Consider the following 17,789-nt stretch of genomic DNA (forward strand, 5'->3'; position numbering starts at 1 on the left):
GACCAATTTACCATGCATCGCTTAGTTAAAACCAACGATTTATGGGAGAAGGTCATGCACGAGAAGCCAGCGATCCTGCAGTTCGGCACCAGCCGTTTTCTGTTGGCTCATGCCGATTTCTTTGTTTCGGAGGCACTTTCAAAGGGGAAAGCCATCGGGACAATTGCCGTCGTGCAGACGACTTCAAATCCGCAGAGCAGCCAGCGCATTGCCGCTTTGAACGAAAGCCACAGCTATCCCGTAATGATCCGTGGGCTTGTTGACGGCAAACCGTCCGAGACCGAACATCAGGCCAAAGGCGTTACCGTTGCCTATTCCGCACATCACGACTGGGCAGCAATTCTCGACCTTGGCGCCAGCGTCGATGTGATCCTCTCCAATACCGGCGACAAGGGCTACGAGCTCGACAGAAGCGATGACAGCTCACTTATTGCCAATCCGGATGCATTGCCGAAGAGTTTTCCGGCCAAACTTCTGGTGCTTTTGCATCATCGCTGGCAGCATAATCCCGATGCGCCATTGTCGCTCTTTCCCTGCGAACTGATCTCGCGTAATGGCGACAAGCTGCGCTCGATCCTCATTGATCTCGCCTATGACTGGAAACTGCCGGACGGTTTCGTACAATGGCTACAAACCCGGTGCGTCTTCGCCAACAGCCTTGTCGACCGCATCGTTTCCGAACCCATTGAGCCAATCGGCGCCGTTGCTGAGCCCTACGCGCTCTGGGCAATCGAGAAGGCCGGTGGCCTGACGCTCCCCTGCGAACACGACGATATCGTCGTCACCGACGATCTTGCGCGCTATGAGCATCTGAAGCTCTACTTGCTGAACCTTGGCCATACGTTCATCGCGGAACAATGGCTCAAGGGCAGCCGCCCGAAAGACGAGATCGTGCTGGAAGCCATGCAGGACGAGACGATCCGGAATGAACTGGAAGCGGTCTGGCATGAGGAAGTCCTGCCGGTATTTGCTGCGGACGGCCTTGGCGAACAGGCCGAAGCTTATGTGGCATCTGTGCGGGAACGGTTTCTCAATCCCTTCCTCAAGCATCGCATCGCAGACATTGCTTCCAACCACGAGGAAAAGAAGCGCCGCCGCTTCGCGCCGGTCATTGCCCGCGCGTCGGAACTCGGCCTCAATCTCGCACAGAACCGTTTGAAGGCAGCTGTCGGCTGATCCACTCATTGAGCTCAATTTCAGCGCGTTCCAGCGCACTGTAGTTCAGTAGTTTGCGCAAAAGCGCAACTGTCACGGCACGAGCCCGGAGGTTGAAACGCCCTTCCTCCGGCTCACCTTTTTCCTGATAAACGCCAAGTTTTTCATAGAGTTGCTGCAATCTGTTCTGGACACTTCTCAGCGACAAATTGCGGCGGCGCGCAATAACGCGATCCGTAAGCCCCAGTGCGATATCGACCAGAATTTCATATTCACTTTCGCTGAAACCGCTGGCATGACCGAGGCTCTTTTGCTGCAGGCCGCGCACCTCGCGATCGATAACGCATTGCGCTTCGACAAAGATGCTGCGCAATGCCAGCCGCAGCTTGTCGTCGGAAGCCGATTTCAGCACATAGCCATAAGCAGCACCTTCCGGCACGATGCGCGACACACCGCGCACATAGGCCTCGTCAGCATAGTTCGACCAGAACAGGATGCGCGTTTCAGGATTTTCCTTCCAGATGGTGCGCGCGGCCTCGATGCCATTGCGCCCGCTCATCTGCAGGTCCATGACGATATGGGCTGCACGATGCTGGCGTGCCAGCTTCTCGCCCGCAGAGCCGTTGTCGGCCTCCAGAACATCGCTGCATTCAGGCAGCGCCGCACGCACCGCTTCACCAAGATAGGCGCGATGCAACGGATCATCCTCCACGATCAGAACATGCATTTTACCCTCCGGCCTCCCGGCACATTTCTGCAGGCAGATGGATTGTCACGCTGGTGCTGCCACCTTCAGCGTTCTTCCTGATCGCGAAACTTGCAGAAATCAACCGTGCGCGTGTACGCATATTGTCGATTCCATGCCCAACACCCTGTCCGGCACTGGGACGCTGCGTCTGACGATCCATGCCAATACCATCGTCGGCGACTTCAACATGCAGGCGACCGCCCTTGTCGCGAAACGTAACCCGCAACCGGCTGGCATGAGCATGGCGGATCGTATTGTTGATCGCTTCCTGCACAATGCGGAACAGCGAAGTCGCAACAGTTTCCTCCAGCCGGTCAGCCATGCCGTCGCTGCGGTCGTCCAGCGTCCATTCGATGGATGAGCCGCTATCACGCACCGAGCGATCAAGATGGTTTTCCGTCGCCTGCACAAAACCGAAAAGCTGAAGAATTGAAGGCTTTGCTTCTTCAATGATTTGCCTGAGATCGTGCATGCAATGCTGGAGCCCGCGAAACAGTGGTTCAAGCTGCTCACCCGAAAGGTCTGGCGCATGGGTAAGCCGCTCCACGTGGCGCGCAAGGCGTGTCAGGTCGGCCAGCGTCTGATCGTGCAGGTCCATGCCGATGCGATGGCGCTCGGTCTCCAGGGCTTCAGTCAGTTTCAGCGCACCGAAGCGCAAGCCCTCCTCGCGGGCGCGCGCTTCCGTTTCCACGATGGCGGAGCGCTTGGCCTGCTCCGCAGCGCGGATCGCAAAGAAGTATGGTGCAAGCAGATCAGCGATTGATTGAGCATTTTCCACATCCCTCAGCTTGTAGCAGGCGGGCATGAGACTGGAACAACTGAGCGCGCCGATAATATCGCCCTGCGCTTTCAGGGGCACATGCAGGCGACCTTTCAGATCATGTTCAATGATCGGACTGGAGAAGGAACCTTCAAAGTGAAAGCGCTGATCGGTGCGCGCATCGTCGGTCAGAAGATGATCGACCTCACCGGAAAGCACCGTTCGGATGGGGCTGCCCGATAGCAGCGCGGGAGGATTGCGGCTCCAGGCCGTCGAAATGCCGCTCTCATAGGCGATGTGGAACTTGCCATCCAGCATCTTGATGCAGACGTCCAGATGGTCATAGGGCACGATATGCGTGATCTCGGCCGCCACCGCCTGAATGATGGAATCGAAGTCTAGCTGTCCCGCCAACAATCTGGAAATATTCAGATAGTGGTCGAGCAACCTTTGGGGCGCGAGTTCGGCCAAGCGTTTCTCCTCCAGAACGCAAATTGCTCATGAAGCTCTATAATACGCCGTGACATGCTTGGCGCGTCTTGCGGGTTCCCGCAATTTTGCTGCGGGAACCCGCAAGACAGTTGCTTCATTCGGCCTTCACAGAAGGCTTCTCTTCTTTCATCCTCGCTTCACCAGAAAATTGCCCGCAAGACAAGAGCGTAAAATCGCGTCAGGCGCAGACTGGTGCCGTTGAGGAGCGGCGGTGCGGGAGGCTCGCATCACAATCAATTCAGACGATCCGAAGTGCCGGGGCGCTGCGGGTCGTATACTGGCAACCGGGAGGAAAGAATGAAACTCGCAAAAATCCTATTCGCATCCGCAGCACTGGCAGGCGTTCTCGCCGCTGGCAGCGCATTGGCCGACACATCGTCGAAGAAGATTGCATTCTCCAACAATTATGCTGGCAACTCATGGCGCCAAGCCATGCTGGAGAGCTGGGACAAGATCACCAAGGAAGCCGTGAAAGCCGGTGTGGTCGCTGCGGCTGATCCGTTCACGACGGCTGAAAATCAGGCCACAGAACAGGCCGCACAGATTCAGAACATGATCCTGCAGGGCTATGACGCCATCGTCATCAATGCCGCTTCGCCAACCGCTTTGAACGGTGCAATCAAGGAAGCCTGCGATGCAGGCATCACGGTCGTTTCCTTTGACGGCACAGTCACGGAGCCTTGCGCATGGCGCATCGCGGTCGATTTCAAGGCAATGGGCGAAGGCCAGATCGACTATCTGGCAAAGCGCTTCCCCGATGGCGGCAATCTGCTTGAAATCCGCGGCCTTGCCGGTGTTTCGGTTGATGACAATATCCATGCCGGTATCGAAGAAGGCGTGAAGAAGCATCCGAAGTTCAAGGTCGTCGGCTCCGTCAATGGCGACTGGGCCGCAGACGTGGCACAGCGTGCCGTCGCTGGCATCCTCCCGAGCCTGCCGAAAATCGACGCAGTCGTGACGCAGGGCGGCGACGGCTATGGTGCTGCGCAGGCCTTCGCCGCTGCCAAGCGCGAAACGCCGATCATCATCATGGGCAACCGTGAAGACGAACTACAGTGGTGGAAGAGCCAAAAGGACGCCAACGGCTATGAAACCATGTCGGTTTCGATTGCACCCGGCGTTTCCACGCTCGCTTTCTGGGTTGCCCAGCAGATTCTCGACGGCAAGGACGTGAAGAAGGACCTCGTGGTTCCGTTCCTCAGCGTCAGTCAGGAATCGCTCGACAAGGACCTCGCCAACACCCAGAAGGGTGGCGTCGCCAATGTCGAATATTCGCTGGAAGACGCGCAGAAGGTCATCGACGCCGCCAAATAAGCCGGGCGTCCACATAATCGAGCGATTGGGGCGGGTTTCGTTCCCGCCCTTTTGCATCGCCTATTCTTCAGCATTTCCAGCAATCAGTTGAGCATATGACAGAAACAGCAGAGAAACGGGAGGTCGTCGCGGCGCGCAACATCCGCGTGCAGTTCGGTGCGGTAAAAGCACTGGATGGCGCCGAACTCGTGATCCGCGAAGGTGAATGCGTCGGGCTTGTCGGCCACAATGGCGCAGGTAAATCCACTATCGTCAATGTCATCAATGGCGGGTTGTCACCGCATGAAGGCAGCGTTTCCTATCACGAGGAAACAGGATACGGCGTGGCGATGGCACGCAAGCACGGCGTGCGTTGCGTCTTTCAGGAATTGTCGCTGTTTCCGAACCTGACCATTGCCGAAAATGTTCGCATCATGCAGCGCGATCTGACTGGCGCTGGCTGGCGCGGCAAGGCCGTTGAACTGATTTCCAAAAAACTCGACGAGATTTTTCCGGGCCACAAGATCGACAGCAGCGCTACCATCGATGAGCTTTCCATCGCCGAGCGCCAGATGGTGGAAATCGCCATCAACTTTACCGCGCCCGGCACTGCGCCAAAACTGGTTATTCTCGATGAACCGACGTCATCGCTTGATGCAGGTATTGCCGCTCAACTGATGGCCTATGTGCGCCGTTTCGTCCGCACCGGCGGCGCCGTTATCCTGATTTCGCATATGTTGGGTGAAATTCTCTCAACCTCCGACCGCATCGTGGTGATGAAGGACGGAAAGGTGGTCGCCAATCGCGCAGCAAAAGATTTCACCAACCGCAGCCTCGTCGAAGCCATGGGCAGCGTCGAGCGCGAAAAGGCCACGCGCCGCACCGCAAATACCGATGCGAGCGGCACGCCCGTTCTGTCCTTAGCCAAGCGCGCCACCGACATAAAGCCGTTTGAGGCTTTCAAGGGCGAAGTCATCGGCCTCGCCGGTCTGGCCGGGCATGGACAGACCAGGATGCTGCTCGATCTCTACTATGCACGGCGGCCGAACTGGGTTCCGGCTCGCAATTGCGAAATCGCCTTCGTTGCGGGCGATCGCAGCCTCAACGGCACTTTCCCGCTGTGGAGTATCCTGCACAACCTCACCATCGGCTCGCTGGACCGGCTGTCTTCGCTCAAACTCGTCGACCAGAAGCGGGAAGATGCCCTTGGCAGTGACTGGAAAGATCGCATCCAGATACGCACGCCGGATATGGGCAACCGTATCCTGTCGCTCTCGGGCGGTAACCAGCAGAAAGTGCTTTTCGCCCGCGCACTGGCAACCAGCGCCAACACTATTTTGATGGACGATCCGATGCGTGGCGTCGATGTCGGCACCAAGCAGGAAGTCTATGAAATCCTGCGCCATGAGGCCGAAAACGGACGCACATTCGTCTGGTACTCCACCGAAATGGACGAAATAGAACTTTGCGACCGTGTCTATGTTTTCCGCGACGGCGCTATCGTTGCAGAACTGACCGGCGAAGACATTACGGAAAAGAACGTGCTTGCTGCGTCATTTGCCATGTCATCTGGGAGAGGTCACGAATAATGCGCCTTTCCTCTTCCTCCATCCGCCTGCTGACGCCGGTCTTCTCGCTGGCTTTGCTGCTTGCCGCCGTCTTCTACATGCAGCCGCGCGCCATGAGCTATACCGGACTGAACCTGCTGTTCAATCTGGCCGTCCCCATTGCGCTAGCCACCATCGCCCAGATGCTCATCATGGCGGTCAACGATCTCGATCTTTCGATGGGCACCTTCGTGAGTTTCGTGGTCTGTGTTGCCGCAACCTATCTCAACACCACGCCCGTCATCGGGGTATTGATCCTTGTGGCAGCCATTGCAGCTTATGCCGCGCTTGGCGCGCTGATCCACCTGCGTAATCTGCCCTCCATCGTCGTCACGCTTGGCATGAGCTTCGTCTGGGGCGGGTTTGCCGTTCTGCTACTGCCCTCGCCAGGCGGACAGGCACCGGACTGGGCACGCTGGGTCATGACCGCCAAGCCGCCTTTCATGCCGATGGCCATTGTGGCCAGCATCCTGATCGCGGTTGTCACGCATTTCATTGTCATGCGCTCCACCTTCGGCGTGCTGATGCGTGGCGCGGGCGGTAACAGCCGCTCCATCGAGCGCGCAGGCTGGTCTGTCACCATGATCCGCGCCGGAACCTATGCACTGGCTGCCTTCTTCGCAGTGCTGGCAGGAATTGCACTGGTCGGTCTCACCACATCGGCAGATGCCAATATCGCGCTGCGCTATACGCTTCTATCTATCGCAGGCGTTATTCTCGGCGGTGGTGAGTTTGTCGGCGGGCGCGTATCGCCCATCGGAGCCGTTATCGGCGCGCTGACTCTGACGCTTGCCGGGTCCTTCCTTTCCTTCATGCGCATTTCGCCGGACTGGCAGATCGGTGCGCAAGGCGGCATTCTCATCGTGGTGCTGGCATTGCGCCTCTTCCTTAATCGCCTCGAAAAGAGGGAGAAAAAGCAATGAGCGGTCTCGCTGTCCTTACCAACCGCCCGTGGATATGGTCGTTCATCGCCACTGCCATCGTCTGGATCATCACCATCCTCTTTACCGGGGGCGCGGGCGCACATGGGCTCTCGCACGCGGCTTTCACTTTCGCCTCCTTCTCGGTTATCGTCGGCCTCGGGCAGATGTTCGTCATTACGCTCGGCCCCGGCAACATCGATCTGTCTGTCCCAGCCAATATGACGCTTGCCGCAACACTGGCGCTCAAGCTCATGGATACGCAGGACGGCATGGTGCTGGCGGGGCTAGGCGTTGCCATTCTGGTTGGTGTTGCCATTGGCATCTGCAACTATGCGCTGATCAAGCTTCTACGCATTCCGCCCATCATCGCCACCTTGTCGATGAGCTTCCTGATCCAGTCCACCGCCATCTGGAGCAATCGCGGCCTCCGCGTAAAACCGCCGGAAAGCCTCGCGCAGTTCACCACATCCTCCACGCTCGGCATTCCCAACGTCGCCATCGTAGCGCTGATCCTGTCGGTCATTGGCTGGGTGCTTCTGAAAAAGAGCATCTATGGACGCTGGATTTCGGCAATCGGCCAGAACCCGTTTGCTGCGCGTATGGCGGGTGTTCCGGTCGATGGCACGCGCTTCGTCACCTATCTGCTCTGCGCAGTGCTCGCTTCGCTCTGCGGCTTCCTGCTTGCCTGCTTCTCGGGCGGTGCTGCGCTGAACATGGGTGCGGAATATCTTTTGATGTCGATTGCCGTTGTCATCATCGGCGGCACAGCAGTTGCCGGCGGCGATTCCAACATCCCCGGCATTTGGGGCGCCGCCCTCTTCATGTTCCTCATCGTTTCGATGCTCAACACCTACGGCTTCGGCGCCGGTGTCCGTCTTGTCCTGACCGGGCTCACCATCATTGCGGTGATTATCCTCGCCAGTGGCCGACGCGCCGAGCGTTAAATTCCTTCGGAGTAACTTTCCTTGTCAAAAACTGTTTCGATTTACGAAATCCACGACGAACGCTTCAAGCAGATGATCGTGCCGAGTGCCGATCTGGACGAACTTTACAGCGACTGCCGCTGGGCAGAAGGCCCGGTGTGGTTCGGTGACCAGAACTGCCTTCTGTGGAGCGACATTCCGAACCAGCGCATCCTGCGCTGGGTCCCGGAAGCCCCGGTTGGCGACAGCGTTTCGGTGTTCCGCAGCCCGTCCAATTTTTCCAATGGCAACACGCGCGACCGTGAGGGACGCCTCGTCACCTGCGAGCATGGCGGTCGCCGCGTCACCCGTACGGAACCGGATGGCAGCATCACCGTGCTGGCGGACAGCTATCAGGGCAAGAAGCTCAATGCGCCCAACGACGTGATCGTGCGCTCGGATGGAACAATCTGGTTCACCGATCCGACCTACGGCATCATGGCCGATTATGAAGGCTACAAGGCCGAGCCGGAACAGCCGTCGCGCAATGTCTATCGCCTCGACCCGAAGACTGGCGAGATCAATGCCGTCGTAACCGACTTCCATCAGCCGAATGGCCTCGCCTTCTCGCCGGACGAAACCCGGCTCTATGTCGCCGACAGCGCCTATAGCCACGACGAGAATGCGCCGCGCCACATCCGTGTCTTCGATGTTGTGGACGGCAAGCAGGTTACCGGCGGCGCCATATTCTGCACCATCGACAACGGCCTGCCGGATGGCTTCCGTTTCGATACAGACGGCAATCTGTGGACCAGCGCTGGCGACGGCGTGCACTGCTTCTCGCCGGAAGGCACGCTTCTCGGCAAGATCAAGACGCCGCAGACGGTCGCCAATGTGACTTTCGGCGGTCCGCGCCGCAACCGGCTGTTCATTGCAGCAACCAAGTCGCTCTATGCGGTCTATCTCACCGTCACCGGCGCTCAACATCCTTGATAAAACAACGGCGGCTTTCCAAAACGAAAAGCCGCCGCTCTTTATAAGTATAGTAATTCATTGAAAAAACTGCATTCGCCGCACACCGCATTCACGCGAACATGCCAATAATGTTTCTTTATTTAAAACGGATCTTCCCGAAAACCGGAACGACCCGCATATCAGGACCGTGAATGACGGAACAAATCAAGGAATGATCTCTTCTGTCCTTCAGCGGTGCGCTCAACAAGAAAGGCCCCAGCCTTGCCGATGAGTACACTGCCCTGATGCGCTGAGTTTTTATAACCCAATCGTCAACGCGACGGAAACAGTTTGTCAACAAAACTGCTCAAATTACTGTGAGAAAAATTTGAAAGAACTACATATTCTCATAACGTTACCCGACGTTTCATAGTATCAGTATTAGCTATATCTATTTTATAATCCTATTTATTTCCCATTCATTAGAAGAAATGCATAAAACCCAACGAAGATTTGCAGATAATCGGTCACGCCGAATGTCTGAGCTCCAGAGAGCGATGGCTCGGCGTCCGGTAACGGATGTGACAGCCGCTGATACCCTGATATTCGACATCGACCTCGACGCCAAAAACCTCGGCAATACGCTCTGCCCGCAAAACATCGCGCGGCGTGCCAAGCGCAACGAGATCGCCCTTGTCTATCACCGCAATACGATCACAGAACATTGCGGCGTGGTTCAGGTCGTGTAAGGCGGCCACCACCGTCAGTTTCTGGCGGCTGACCAGATCGAGCAGCCCGATCTGGTGCCCGATATCGAGATGATTGGTCGGCTCGTCCAGAAGCAAAATCTGCGGTTCCTGCGCCAGAGCGCGGGCAATATGCAGGCGCTGTCGTTCACCGCCGGAAAGCGTATGCCAGCAGCGGTCGGCCAGATGCGCCATATCGACATTGACCAGTGCCTGGTCAACGATAGCATCATCCTCTGCCGACCATGGCGACAGCGCGCCAAGATAGGGCGTCCGCCCGAGTTCGACCGCCTGGCGCGCCGTAATGCGTTCTGCCGTTCCTGCCTGCTGCTCGACCAGCGCCATTTTCCGGGCGATCTCGCGGCGGCTGAAACTGGCGATGGGCGCGCCGCACAGATTGATTTCACCGACACGGCACCTGCGAACGCCGGACAGCAGGGAGAGAAGGCTGGTCTTTCCCGATCCGTTCGGCCCGATGATGCCAAGAAACTCACCTTCCGCCACTTCCAGCGAAACATTGCGCAAAATTTCGACATTGCCTGCCGACCAGCCGACATTGCGTGCTGAGAGGATCATGACGACGCCCTCCTTTGTCCAAGCAACAGAGCGAATGCCGGTGCCCCGAACAAGGCCGTGATGACGCCGATCGGCAAAACCTGCCCCGGAATGATGATGCGTGACAGGATATCGGCGACGATCATGAAGATTGCCCCGATGAGTGCTGCCGCGGGCAACAGCCTGCCGTGTCTGACCCCAACCACCATGCGCGCCGCATGGGGAATGACGAGACCGATAAAGCCGACAGAGCCAACGATGGAAACCATGACCGCCGTCATCATGGCGCTGACACCAATCAGCACCGCATAGACGCGACGCACCGGTATGCCGAGCGAAGCGGCGGATTCGGTTCCGAAGGTAAAGGCATCGAGCGCACGCGCATGCCACAGGCAGATGGCAAGCCCGATCAGGCAGGCAGGCAGGGCAAGAGTGACATCAGGCCAGCGCACGCCCGAAAGATTGCCCAAAAGCCAGAACATGATGCCGCGCGCCTGCTCCGCATTTGCGGCTTTTGTGACGATGAATGATGTCAGCGCATTGAAAAGCTGCGAACCGGCAATGCCTGCGAGGATGATCGCGCTGCTGCCGCGTCCGGCTCGCAACGCCAGCAGTGACACAAGGCAGAAAGCAACAATAGCGCCAATGAACGCACCCAGCGAAAGCGTCAGCACGCCAGCGCCTATGCCGAGAATGGCAACGCCGACCGCGCCCGTCGAAGCACCAGCGGAGATGCCCAGAATATAAGGATCGGCGAGCGAATTTCGGAGCAGCGACTGCAGAATGACACCAGATATTGCGAGCGACGCGCCACAACATGCCGCGATAACCGCACGGCTGAGACGATAGCTCCAGACGATCCCTTCATCGATGGGCTCGAGCGGATATCCGGCATTCCACACCCGATTGGCCACGGTCTTCGCAACCACATCGAGCGGTATTGCCGTTTCGCCTATCGCCGCTCCGAACCAAAGAGCAAGAAGAAGCAGGACAAGCGAAAAGGCCAGGAAGAACACGCCGGAGCGTGCCCTTCCCTTCTGTTTGAAGCCTGTTGTCGCCGCCCGAACCGTCACTTGTTCAGGCCCGAGGCGGCAATGTCGGCAGCAAGCGTTTCAATGCCTTCAATCACGCGAAGCGACGTGCTCATCGACTGCGCATCCATATCGAAGACATGCTTGTCCTTGACCGCAGGCATCAGTTTCGTGACCGCATCGTTCTCGAGGAACTGGTGCTTGACGGCAATGTCGTCAGCCGGATAGCGACGGCGATCCAGCTTTGCAGCCACGATCATCGAAGGGTTCGATTTTGCAATCGTTTCCCATCCGACCGTCGGCCATTCTTCCTCGCTGTCGATCACATTCTTGATGCCGAGCGCCGAAAGAATATAGGCGGGCGCGCCGAACTTGCCTGCAACATAGGGATCGGCATCGACCTGCGTGCTGGAGAACCAGACGACAGCCGAAAGCTTTCCGTCCGCAGCCCCAATTTTTTCACGCGCAGCCGCTTCACGCGCCTTCAGGTCGGCGACGAGTTTCTCGCCACGGTCCTGCACATTGAAGATTTGCGCCAGTTCGGTAATTTCCTGATAGACGATATCCATCTTGAACGCCGCCGTACGAACGCCGTCGCCACCACCGGAATTGTCTTTGCCAACGCAATCGGATGGCGAGGTATAGGCCGGAATGCCCAGTTCCTCGAACTGTTCAGGCTTTGCCACGATGCCTGTCGGGCCGACATGCCACTGGAAATCTGCCGTCACGATATCCGGCTTCTGCGCCAGAACGCTTTCAAAGCTCGGATCATTATCGGCAAGCCGCTTGACCTTGGCATTCACCTCTTCAAAGCCTTTGAGAACAGGGCCGAACCACACTGCCGTGCCGACGACCTTGTCGCCGAGACCCAGGCTGTAAAGAATTTCTGTGCTGCTCTGGCCAACTGCAACCGCGCGGGCGGGTGCCTGCTTGAAGGTAACGACACGACCGCAATTTTTCAGAGTCAGCGGATATTGCGTTTCCGCTGCCTGAGCGGTCACACCGCCTGCGAGAAAAAATGCAGCCGCGCAAACGGCGGCGCGAAACGGCATCTTGCCGAGAATATTCATGAAAGTCCCCGAAATGATGAGAGAAAGACGCCCTGTCAGGCGGCGGATAAAATCCGGCGCGGAAGACGAACAGGCATATCCGGGAACATGTCGAAATCATGCGATAACGATGGGAGGAAGCGTCCTGCGACGCGGAAATCTGTCATAACCGGCTCCTGCTCCGGGCATCCCCGCCCGTGACAATGGACAACACTAAACGGCAGGTCTCCTGGCTCACGAATATCTGCTGTTCATCTGCCTTCCCGCGCTTCTCCGGCACAGTGGCATGACGCTTTGAACGTCACGAGGATGAACGGCAATCCGCTTACAGTTGCGGGGGCAGCCACGGTCTTGGCCCCTTTTCGGGTCGTCCTCACCGTGTTCCCTATTAATCCCCTTCGCTCTCGGTCGGGGAACCGTCGTTACACAATTACGTCAGCGCATCGCCGCCGTCAAGCGCGTCTCGCGCTCTGTTTCGGCCTGCAATTTCAAGTGATTCGAAAGTCTGCCGCTTAAATTGCGGCCAAACTATAGTCGCACATACTGGCCTATTGAATTTGTTTTTGGCAATATCCATGTAGACAACTCCCGCTAGAGGAGCGGGACTTTGGGGAGGTCCGCCGGAAGGCGGCATACATTCTATCTGGGAGGACATATGCGTAGATTTATTCTGGCCCTGACGTCGGTGGCGGCGTTGGCCATGGCAGGCTCTGCTTCCGCAGAAGACTATAAGGTGCTTGCGCCTGCGGCTCCAGGCGGCGGCTGGGACCAGACGGCACGCACGATGCAGAGCGCGCTTCAGGATGAAAAGATTTCCGGCAGCGTTCAGGTCATCAACGTTCCGGGCGCTGGCGGCACCATCGGCCTCGCTCAGTTTGTAAACCAGAACAAGGGCGACCCGAGCCAGCTCATCGTCGGCGGCTATGTCATGGTCGGCGCTATCCTGACCAACAAGTCGCCGGTGACACTTGATGCCATCACGCCGATTGCACGCCTCACAGGTGAATATGAAGCCATCGTCGTACCGGCATCTTCCGACATCCAGAATCTTGGCGATCTTGCCGCGAAGCTGAAGGCTGATCCGGGCTCCGTTTCGTGGGGCGGCGGTTCCGCAGGCGGCACCGATCACATCACCGCAGGCCTCTTTGCCAAGGCAGCAGGGGTCGACCCGACCAAGGTCAACTACATCGCCTTCTCCGGCGGTGGTGAAGCACTGGCTGCCATTCTCGGCAATCAGGTGACCGTAGGCATTTCCGGCTACGGCGAATTCGAACCCCAGATCAAGGCTGGGACGCTGCGCATCATCGGTATTTCAAGCGACAAGCGCCTGGAAGGCATCGACGCACCAACCTTCAAGGAAGGTGGCGTGGATGTTTCGATCCAAAACTGGCGCATGGTGGGTGCGGCTCCCGGCATCACTGCCGAACAGGAAGCTGCCATCAATGCCGATATCGAGAAAATGGTAAAGTCCGAATCCTGGCAGAAAGCCCTGAAAGACAAGGGCTGGGCGGATACATATCTCGCTGGCCCGGCATTCAAGGAGCAGCTTGCCAAGGACGTCGCCGCGACTGAGACCATCCTCAAGGAAATCGGCCTCGTCAAATGACAGGATCAGAACCGCAGGAAAAGCGCCGCCCGGAAGGGGCGGCGCCAGATTTCGCCGCTCTTGTCATCGCCCTTGTTCTTGCAGCTGTCGCCATCGCCATTGCGTGGTCGACAACCTATGGCAACGACGTGACGAGCTACTCGCCGGTCGGCCCGAAAACCGTCCCCTATGTCGTTGCAGCCGGATTGTTCGGCCTTGCCATATGGACCGTATTCGAAGCGCTTCGCGGTGATTTCCCCGAGCGTGAGCATCAGGAAATCGCCCCTATGGCATGGATCATCGGCGGCCTGGCTATCCAGATGCTGACGATGAAGACAGTCGGCTTTTCCCTGTCCACCGGCCTGCTTTTCGCAGCAACAGCACGCGGCTTCGGCTATCGCAAATTCTGGATCAGCGTTCCCGTCGGCATCGTCTTTGCCTTCGTGATCTGGTTCATCTTTGCGCGCGGCCTGCAGCTATCGCTGCCGTCCGGCTGGCTCGAACAATTCGTTTAGAGCATTCCCAGTTTTGACTGAAACATTGGAAATGCTCTAAGTCCTTGTTTTGTCGCATTATCCTACGCAAAGCCGCTTCGCGTTTTTGCTGGAAATGCTTTAAAGGCTAAGTGCCATCATGGATACTGTCGCACTTCTCGCCAACGGGCTTCTGGTGGCGCTTGAACCATCGAATCTTCTTTATGCGCTGATCGGCGTCACGCTCGGCACAGCCGTCGGCGTCTTGCCCGGCATTGGCCCGGCGCTCACCGTCGCGCTCCTTCTGCCCGTTACCTACAAGCTGGACCCGTCCGGCTCCCTCATCATGTTCGCGGGCATTTATTACGGCGGCATGTATGGCGGCTCAACCACATCGATCCTGCTGAATACGCCGGGAGAAAGCGCCTCCATCGTCACCGCGTTGGAGGGCAACAAGATGGCTCGGGCCGGACGTGGCGGACCAGCACTTGCAACGGCGGCCATCGGCTCGTTCATTGCGGGCCTGATCGCCACTCTGGCGCTCGCCTTCGTAGCACCTTGGGTCGTGAAATTCGCCTTGTCCTTCGGGCCTTCCGAATACTTCGCACTCATGCTTCTGGCTTTCATGACAGTCTCGGCCGCATTCGGCGATTCCACGCTGCGCGGATTGACATCCCTGTTCATCGGATTGGCGCTCGGCCTGATCGGCATCGACCAGTTGACCGGTCAGGCACGCCTTGTCATGGGAACGCCGAACCTGCTCGATGGCATCAATGTCACCACATTGGCGGTGGCGCTGTTCGCCATCGGCGAAACGCTTGCGGTCGTGTCGAAGAAGCTTCGGCCAGAAGATGAAGTCATTGCGGTCAAGGGTTCCGTCTGGATGACCAAAAACGACTGGAAACGCTCTTGGATGCCGTGGCTGCGCGGCACCGCCATCGGCTTTCCAATCGGAGCCATGCCTGCGGGCGGCGCCGATGTATCGAGCTTCCTTTCCTATTCAGCGGAACGGCAATTCTCGAAACATCCGGAAGAATTCGGCAAAGGCGCCATTGAAGGCGTTGCGGGACCGGAGGCAGCCAACAATGCTTCCGCCGCCGGAACTCTCGTTCCGCTTCTGACGCTTGGCCTGCCCACCACAGCGACGGCTGCAATCATGCTTGCCGGTTTCCAGCAGTTCGGCTTGCAACCCGGCCCCCTCCTCTTCGTGACCAATGCCACGCTGGTCTGGGGTCTGGTGGCGAGCCTTCTCGTTGCCAATCTGATGCTGCTGGTTCTCAACCTACCGCTGATCGGCCTTTGGGTGAAGATGCTCACCATCCCGCGCCACTGGCTCTATGCAGGCATTCTGGTTTTCGCAACGCTTGGAACAATCGGCGCGAATGCTTCCACCTCCATGCTGTTCGGCCTGCCGGTCTCATTCGAACTTGGCCTGCTTCTGGCATTCGGTGTGCTGGGCTATGTACTACGGCGCTTCTCATACCCCATCGCGCCGGTTGTCGTGGGCCTGATCCTCGGGCCAATGGCAGAAAAGAGCCTGCGTCAGGCTTTGCAGATCAGTCAGGGAAACCCGATGACTCTGGTGCATTCCTGGGTGTCGATAGTGCTCATCACACTGGCGATTGCCGCAGTCGTCGTCCCCATGGTCATGAGACAGCGGGGCAAGGGTGCCCTGTTGAGCCAAATGGCGACAGATGAGGATTAAACACAAGAAAGCCCGGCATTGCCGGGCTTTTTACTCAGATACGCATACGCTTACTTAACTGCTCAACCCTGAATACGACGGAACTGGTCAACGTCGATGCCAAGCGTCTCAAGGTCCTGGGCAGTTGGCTTCTGGCCAGCGCGCACAGCAGCAGAAGCACGAACGGCGCTACCGAATTGCGCGAATGCACGACCGAAACGATTATTGAAGCGGGTAAACATTTTTCTCTCCATCACGGACACTTTGTCGGTCCGTGCCCATGAGATGGGGATCGCGCCGATTACTTAGAAGATCGGCATTTGCATGCCAGCCATGCAGTTTCGGCATGCTCCTTTCAGCCCGTCTTGATTGCGATCAATGCCACCCGCTCGCTGGCTTGCGAAGCTCTTTTCAACCAAAGGAAGGAGCTACAGAATGTCGAATACCCCCCACACACTTGGAGAAGAGTTTCCCGGCCAACTCGACGCCATTCATGCCCTGAAAGCAAAGGATGCGCATTTTGCCCGCATTCTGGAAGAGTATGATTCCGTCAATGACCGCATTCACCGCGCCGAAACGAAGATTGCGCCGGTGAGCCAGGAAGAAGAAACGAACCTGCGCAAACAGCGTCTCACCTTGAAGGACAGCATCGCCGAGGCGCTTGCCGCAGCCTGATGTGCCATTCGGGATAACATAACGTAAATCACTAGCGAAAGCAGCCCAGACAGGGAGCCTTGGAGCGCATCTGGAAAAGTGCGAAACAGTTTTCTGACAAGGATGCGCTCTAACGTTGATCTGTCTTGGCTGAGGAAAGCAATGATGAAAGGATTTCTAATTGTTCCTGCTGCTTTTCGATAAGTGCTTTGAGTTCGTTCGAACGCAATTGATCAAACTTCTCGTGTAGCGCCATTATTTCGATTTCAGCCTTGAGGTTCACTTCGTAATCATGTGCAGCATCCAACCGGTCCCTTGCGGCTTGCCGGTTCTGGCTCATCATAATGATAGGCGCCTGCACTGCGGCAAGCATTGAAAGCACGAGATTGAGGAAGATGAACGGGTAAGGGTCGAAAGCAAGCGCAACTGTATTGGCAACGACCCACGCGACCAAAACGAGCGCAAACAGCATTATGAAGGTCCACGAACCACCAAATTCGGCGACCTTATCTGCCAGCCGTTGGCCGTAGGTGAGCTTCTCGTCAAACGACCTGTTTACATCTCGTGCTATCGTTTGGCGCTCTGACAGTCGCGCGAGGACAGACTGTTCTCTGGCTGTCAGCGAATCTGCTGATCGCCCTAAATACCTTAGAGTTCGTTCTGCAACCTCGTGACGAAAGCCAGTGTCATTCTCATCGGCATGGGCCATTGCGATCTCCAATCATCCAGAGGTCCGCATGTTCCACAATTGCGCGAACGATCACAATCTCAAACCCTCAATAATCGCTGAGGATCGAGTTGTATTTTCCCGACGTGCATTTGTGTTGGCGCCTATTCGTCCGCAGACAACGCGCGCCACATGCGATGCCCGGCCATAAAGGCAATACGGAGGAGACGCTGCCAGCAGGCAGGCATTCTGCCAATTCGATGATCTTGCTATATAATTTGGGCTTGGTGGCTTGAAATAATGGTACGGTCGGTTGGAGTTGAACCAACGACCTCAGGAGCCACAATCCTGCGCTCTAACCAACTGAGCTACGACCGCGTACCTTTGTGTCGGCTGCGTGACGCTCTGGCGTCGCCGACAGGGGGTCACATACGGAGAATCGATCCATATTGCAAGTGATTATAGCTCTCTTTTTTCAGAAATTCCCAATTGCGGGATTCTATATCAAATC

General features: G+C 57.2%; 17 protein-coding genes, 1 tRNA gene and 1 riboswitch. Of the genes, 10 read left to right on the forward strand and 8 right to left on the reverse strand.

Translation table 11 applies throughout. The features are described 5' to 3' along the window. The first annotated feature begins 54 nt into the window (after positions 1–54). The gene (locus F9K94_RS16835) at positions 55–1,176 is read left to right on the forward strand and encodes a mannitol dehydrogenase family protein (RefSeq protein WP_151647083.1); all 1,122 of its coding nucleotides are present in this window, start codon (positions 55–57) and stop codon (positions 1,174–1,176) included. On the opposite strand, the gene F9K94_RS16840 is transcribed toward F9K94_RS16835, so the two are convergent. Both F9K94_RS16840 and F9K94_RS16845 read right to left on the reverse strand, forming a co-directional pair. Further along, a complete protein-coding gene (locus F9K94_RS16840; protein WP_151647085.1) occupies positions 1,136–1,882 on the reverse strand; it encodes a response regulator transcription factor in 747 nt (248 codons plus the stop codon). The two genes, F9K94_RS16835 and F9K94_RS16840, sit on opposite strands and share 41 nt — an antisense overlap. 1 nt (position 1,883) lies before the next feature. Then, complete coding sequence (locus tag F9K94_RS16845; protein WP_151647087.1) at positions 1,884–3,134, reverse strand: GAF domain-containing sensor histidine kinase; 1,251 nt, start codon at positions 3,132–3,134, stop codon at positions 1,884–1,886. 318 nt (positions 3,135–3,452) lie between these two features. Between F9K94_RS16845 and F9K94_RS16850 the strand changes: the two genes are divergently transcribed. The 5 genes from F9K94_RS16850 to F9K94_RS16870 all read left to right on the forward strand — a co-directional run bounded on the left by F9K94_RS16850 (position 3,453) and on the right by F9K94_RS16870 (position 8,873). Continuing rightward, positions 3,453–4,469 carry an ABC transporter substrate-binding protein gene (locus F9K94_RS16850; protein ID WP_109986376.1) on the forward strand — a complete coding sequence of 339 codons (1,017 nt, stop codon included), beginning with the start codon at positions 3,453–3,455 and terminating at the stop codon, positions 4,467–4,469. A gap of 95 nt (positions 4,470–4,564) precedes the next feature. Beyond that, complete coding sequence (locus tag F9K94_RS16855) at positions 4,565–6,037, forward strand: ATP-binding cassette domain-containing protein (protein WP_151647089.1); 1,473 nt, start codon at positions 4,565–4,567, stop codon at positions 6,035–6,037. After that, on the forward strand, positions 6,037–6,978 hold the full coding sequence (locus F9K94_RS16860; protein ID WP_061346967.1) for an ABC transporter permease: 942 nt from the start codon (positions 6,037–6,039) through the stop codon (positions 6,976–6,978). The genes F9K94_RS16855 and F9K94_RS16860 overlap by 1 nt, the downstream gene beginning before the upstream one ends. After that, positions 6,975–7,922 carry an ABC transporter permease gene (locus F9K94_RS16865; RefSeq protein ID WP_151647091.1) on the forward strand — a complete coding sequence of 316 codons (948 nt, stop codon included), beginning with the start codon at positions 6,975–6,977 and terminating at the stop codon, positions 7,920–7,922. Before F9K94_RS16860 ends, F9K94_RS16865 begins: the two co-directional genes overlap by 4 nt. A gap of 72 nt (positions 7,923–7,994) precedes the next feature. Continuing rightward, positions 7,995–8,873 carry an SMP-30/gluconolactonase/LRE family protein gene (locus tag F9K94_RS16870; RefSeq protein WP_192799534.1) on the forward strand — a complete coding sequence of 293 codons (879 nt, stop codon included), beginning with the start codon at positions 7,995–7,997 and terminating at the stop codon, positions 8,871–8,873. A 488-nt stretch (positions 8,874–9,361) separates the two neighbouring features. Here F9K94_RS16870 and F9K94_RS16875 read toward each other — a convergent pair whose 3' ends face one another. Genes F9K94_RS16875 through F9K94_RS16885 form a run of 3 tightly spaced genes read right to left on the reverse strand, consistent with a single transcriptional unit; the run spans position 9,362 to position 12,236 of the window. Continuing rightward, complete coding sequence (locus F9K94_RS16875; RefSeq protein ID WP_151647095.1) at positions 9,362–10,156, reverse strand: ABC transporter ATP-binding protein; 795 nt, start codon at positions 10,154–10,156, stop codon at positions 9,362–9,364. Next, a complete protein-coding gene (locus tag F9K94_RS16880; RefSeq protein WP_151647097.1) occupies positions 10,153–11,208 on the reverse strand; it encodes a FecCD family ABC transporter permease in 1,056 nt (351 codons plus the stop codon). Before F9K94_RS16880 ends, F9K94_RS16875 begins: the two co-directional genes overlap by 4 nt. Beyond that, on the reverse strand, positions 11,205–12,236 hold the full coding sequence (locus tag F9K94_RS16885; protein WP_151647099.1) for an ABC transporter substrate-binding protein: 1,032 nt from the start codon (positions 12,234–12,236) through the stop codon (positions 11,205–11,207). Before F9K94_RS16885 ends, F9K94_RS16880 begins: the two co-directional genes overlap by 4 nt. A gap of 181 nt (positions 12,237–12,417) precedes the next feature. Then, positions 12,418–12,647: riboswitch (cobalamin riboswitch) on the reverse strand. 223 nt (positions 12,648–12,870) lie between these two features. Here F9K94_RS16885 and F9K94_RS16890 point away from each other — a divergent pair. The 3 genes from F9K94_RS16890 to F9K94_RS16900 all read left to right on the forward strand — a co-directional run bounded on the left by F9K94_RS16890 (position 12,871) and on the right by F9K94_RS16900 (position 15,978). After that, on the forward strand, positions 12,871–13,821 hold the full coding sequence (locus F9K94_RS16890) for a Bug family tripartite tricarboxylate transporter substrate binding protein (RefSeq protein WP_151647101.1): 951 nt from the start codon (positions 12,871–12,873) through the stop codon (positions 13,819–13,821). After that, a complete protein-coding gene (locus F9K94_RS16895) occupies positions 13,818–14,315 on the forward strand; it encodes a tripartite tricarboxylate transporter TctB family protein (protein WP_061346961.1) in 498 nt (165 codons plus the stop codon). Before F9K94_RS16890 ends, F9K94_RS16895 begins: the two co-directional genes overlap by 4 nt. Before the next feature lie 118 nt (positions 14,316–14,433). Continuing rightward, positions 14,434–15,978, forward strand: coding sequence for a tripartite tricarboxylate transporter permease (locus F9K94_RS16900; protein WP_151647103.1), 1,545 nt, complete (start codon positions 14,434–14,436; stop codon positions 15,976–15,978). A gap of 62 nt (positions 15,979–16,040) precedes the next feature. Here the strand turns inward: F9K94_RS16900 and F9K94_RS24455 are convergent, their stop codons facing one another. Continuing rightward, entirely contained in the window at positions 16,041–16,199 is a 159-nt protein-coding gene (locus F9K94_RS24455) for a hypothetical protein (RefSeq protein WP_100229493.1), read from the reverse strand. Between the two features lie 193 nt (positions 16,200–16,392). Here F9K94_RS24455 and F9K94_RS16905 point away from each other — a divergent pair, with 193 nt between their 5' ends. Next, on the forward strand, positions 16,393–16,632 hold the full coding sequence (locus tag F9K94_RS16905; protein ID WP_061346959.1) for a YdcH family protein: 240 nt from the start codon (positions 16,393–16,395) through the stop codon (positions 16,630–16,632). A gap of 109 nt (positions 16,633–16,741) precedes the next feature. Here the strand turns inward: F9K94_RS16905 and F9K94_RS16910 are convergent, their stop codons facing one another. Both F9K94_RS16910 and F9K94_RS16915 read right to left on the reverse strand, forming a co-directional pair. Further along, entirely contained in the window at positions 16,742–17,320 is a 579-nt protein-coding gene (locus F9K94_RS16910; protein ID WP_061346958.1) for a DUF1003 domain-containing protein, read from the reverse strand. A gap of 259 nt (positions 17,321–17,579) precedes the next feature. After that, positions 17,580–17,656 (reverse strand) — tRNA-His (locus F9K94_RS16915). Between the last annotated feature and the right edge of the window lie 133 nt (positions 17,657–17,789).

The organism is Brucella tritici (genome assembly GCF_008932285.1).
Taxonomy (GTDB): domain Bacteria; phylum Pseudomonadota; class Alphaproteobacteria; order Rhizobiales; family Rhizobiaceae; genus Brucella; species Brucella tritici.

Excerpts from the sequence above, each read along its gene's own strand:
- F9K94_RS16910 (WP_061346958.1), bottom strand. The coding sequence starts at position 17,320 with ATGGCCCATGCCGATGAGAATGACACTGGCTTTCGTCACGAGGTTGCA.
- F9K94_RS16860 (WP_061346967.1), top strand. The coding sequence starts at position 6,037 with ATGCGCCTTTCCTCTTCCTCCATCCGCCTGCTGACGCCGGTCTTCTCG.
- F9K94_RS16865 (WP_151647091.1), top strand. The coding sequence starts at position 6,975 with ATGAGCGGTCTCGCTGTCCTTACCAACCGCCCGTGGATATGGTCGTTC.
- F9K94_RS16900 (WP_151647103.1), top strand. The coding sequence starts at position 14,434 with ATGGATACTGTCGCACTTCTCGCCAACGGGCTTCTGGTGGCGCTTGAA.
- F9K94_RS16895 (WP_061346961.1), top strand. The coding sequence starts at position 13,818 with ATGACAGGATCAGAACCGCAGGAAAAGCGCCGCCCGGAAGGGGCGGCG.
- F9K94_RS16885 (WP_151647099.1), bottom strand. The coding sequence starts at position 12,236 with ATGAATATTCTCGGCAAGATGCCGTTTCGCGCCGCCGTTTGCGCGGCT.
- F9K94_RS16855 (WP_151647089.1), top strand. The coding sequence starts at position 4,565 with ATGACAGAAACAGCAGAGAAACGGGAGGTCGTCGCGGCGCGCAACATC.
- F9K94_RS16835 (WP_151647083.1), top strand. The coding sequence starts at position 55 with ATGCACGAGAAGCCAGCGATCCTGCAGTTCGGCACCAGCCGTTTTCTG.
- F9K94_RS16840 (WP_151647085.1), bottom strand. The coding sequence starts at position 1,882 with ATGCATGTTCTGATCGTGGAGGATGATCCGTTGCATCGCGCCTATCTT.
- F9K94_RS16850 (WP_109986376.1), top strand. The coding sequence starts at position 3,453 with ATGAAACTCGCAAAAATCCTATTCGCATCCGCAGCACTGGCAGGCGTT.
- F9K94_RS16905 (WP_061346959.1), top strand. The coding sequence starts at position 16,393 with ATGTCGAATACCCCCCACACACTTGGAGAAGAGTTTCCCGGCCAACTC.
- F9K94_RS16870 (WP_192799534.1), top strand. The coding sequence starts at position 7,995 with ATGATCGTGCCGAGTGCCGATCTGGACGAACTTTACAGCGACTGCCGC.
- F9K94_RS16890 (WP_151647101.1), top strand. The coding sequence starts at position 12,871 with ATGCGTAGATTTATTCTGGCCCTGACGTCGGTGGCGGCGTTGGCCATG.
- F9K94_RS24455 (WP_100229493.1), bottom strand. The coding sequence starts at position 16,199 with ATGTTTACCCGCTTCAATAATCGTTTCGGTCGTGCATTCGCGCAATTC.
- F9K94_RS16875 (WP_151647095.1), bottom strand. The coding sequence starts at position 10,156 with ATGATCCTCTCAGCACGCAATGTCGGCTGGTCGGCAGGCAATGTCGAA.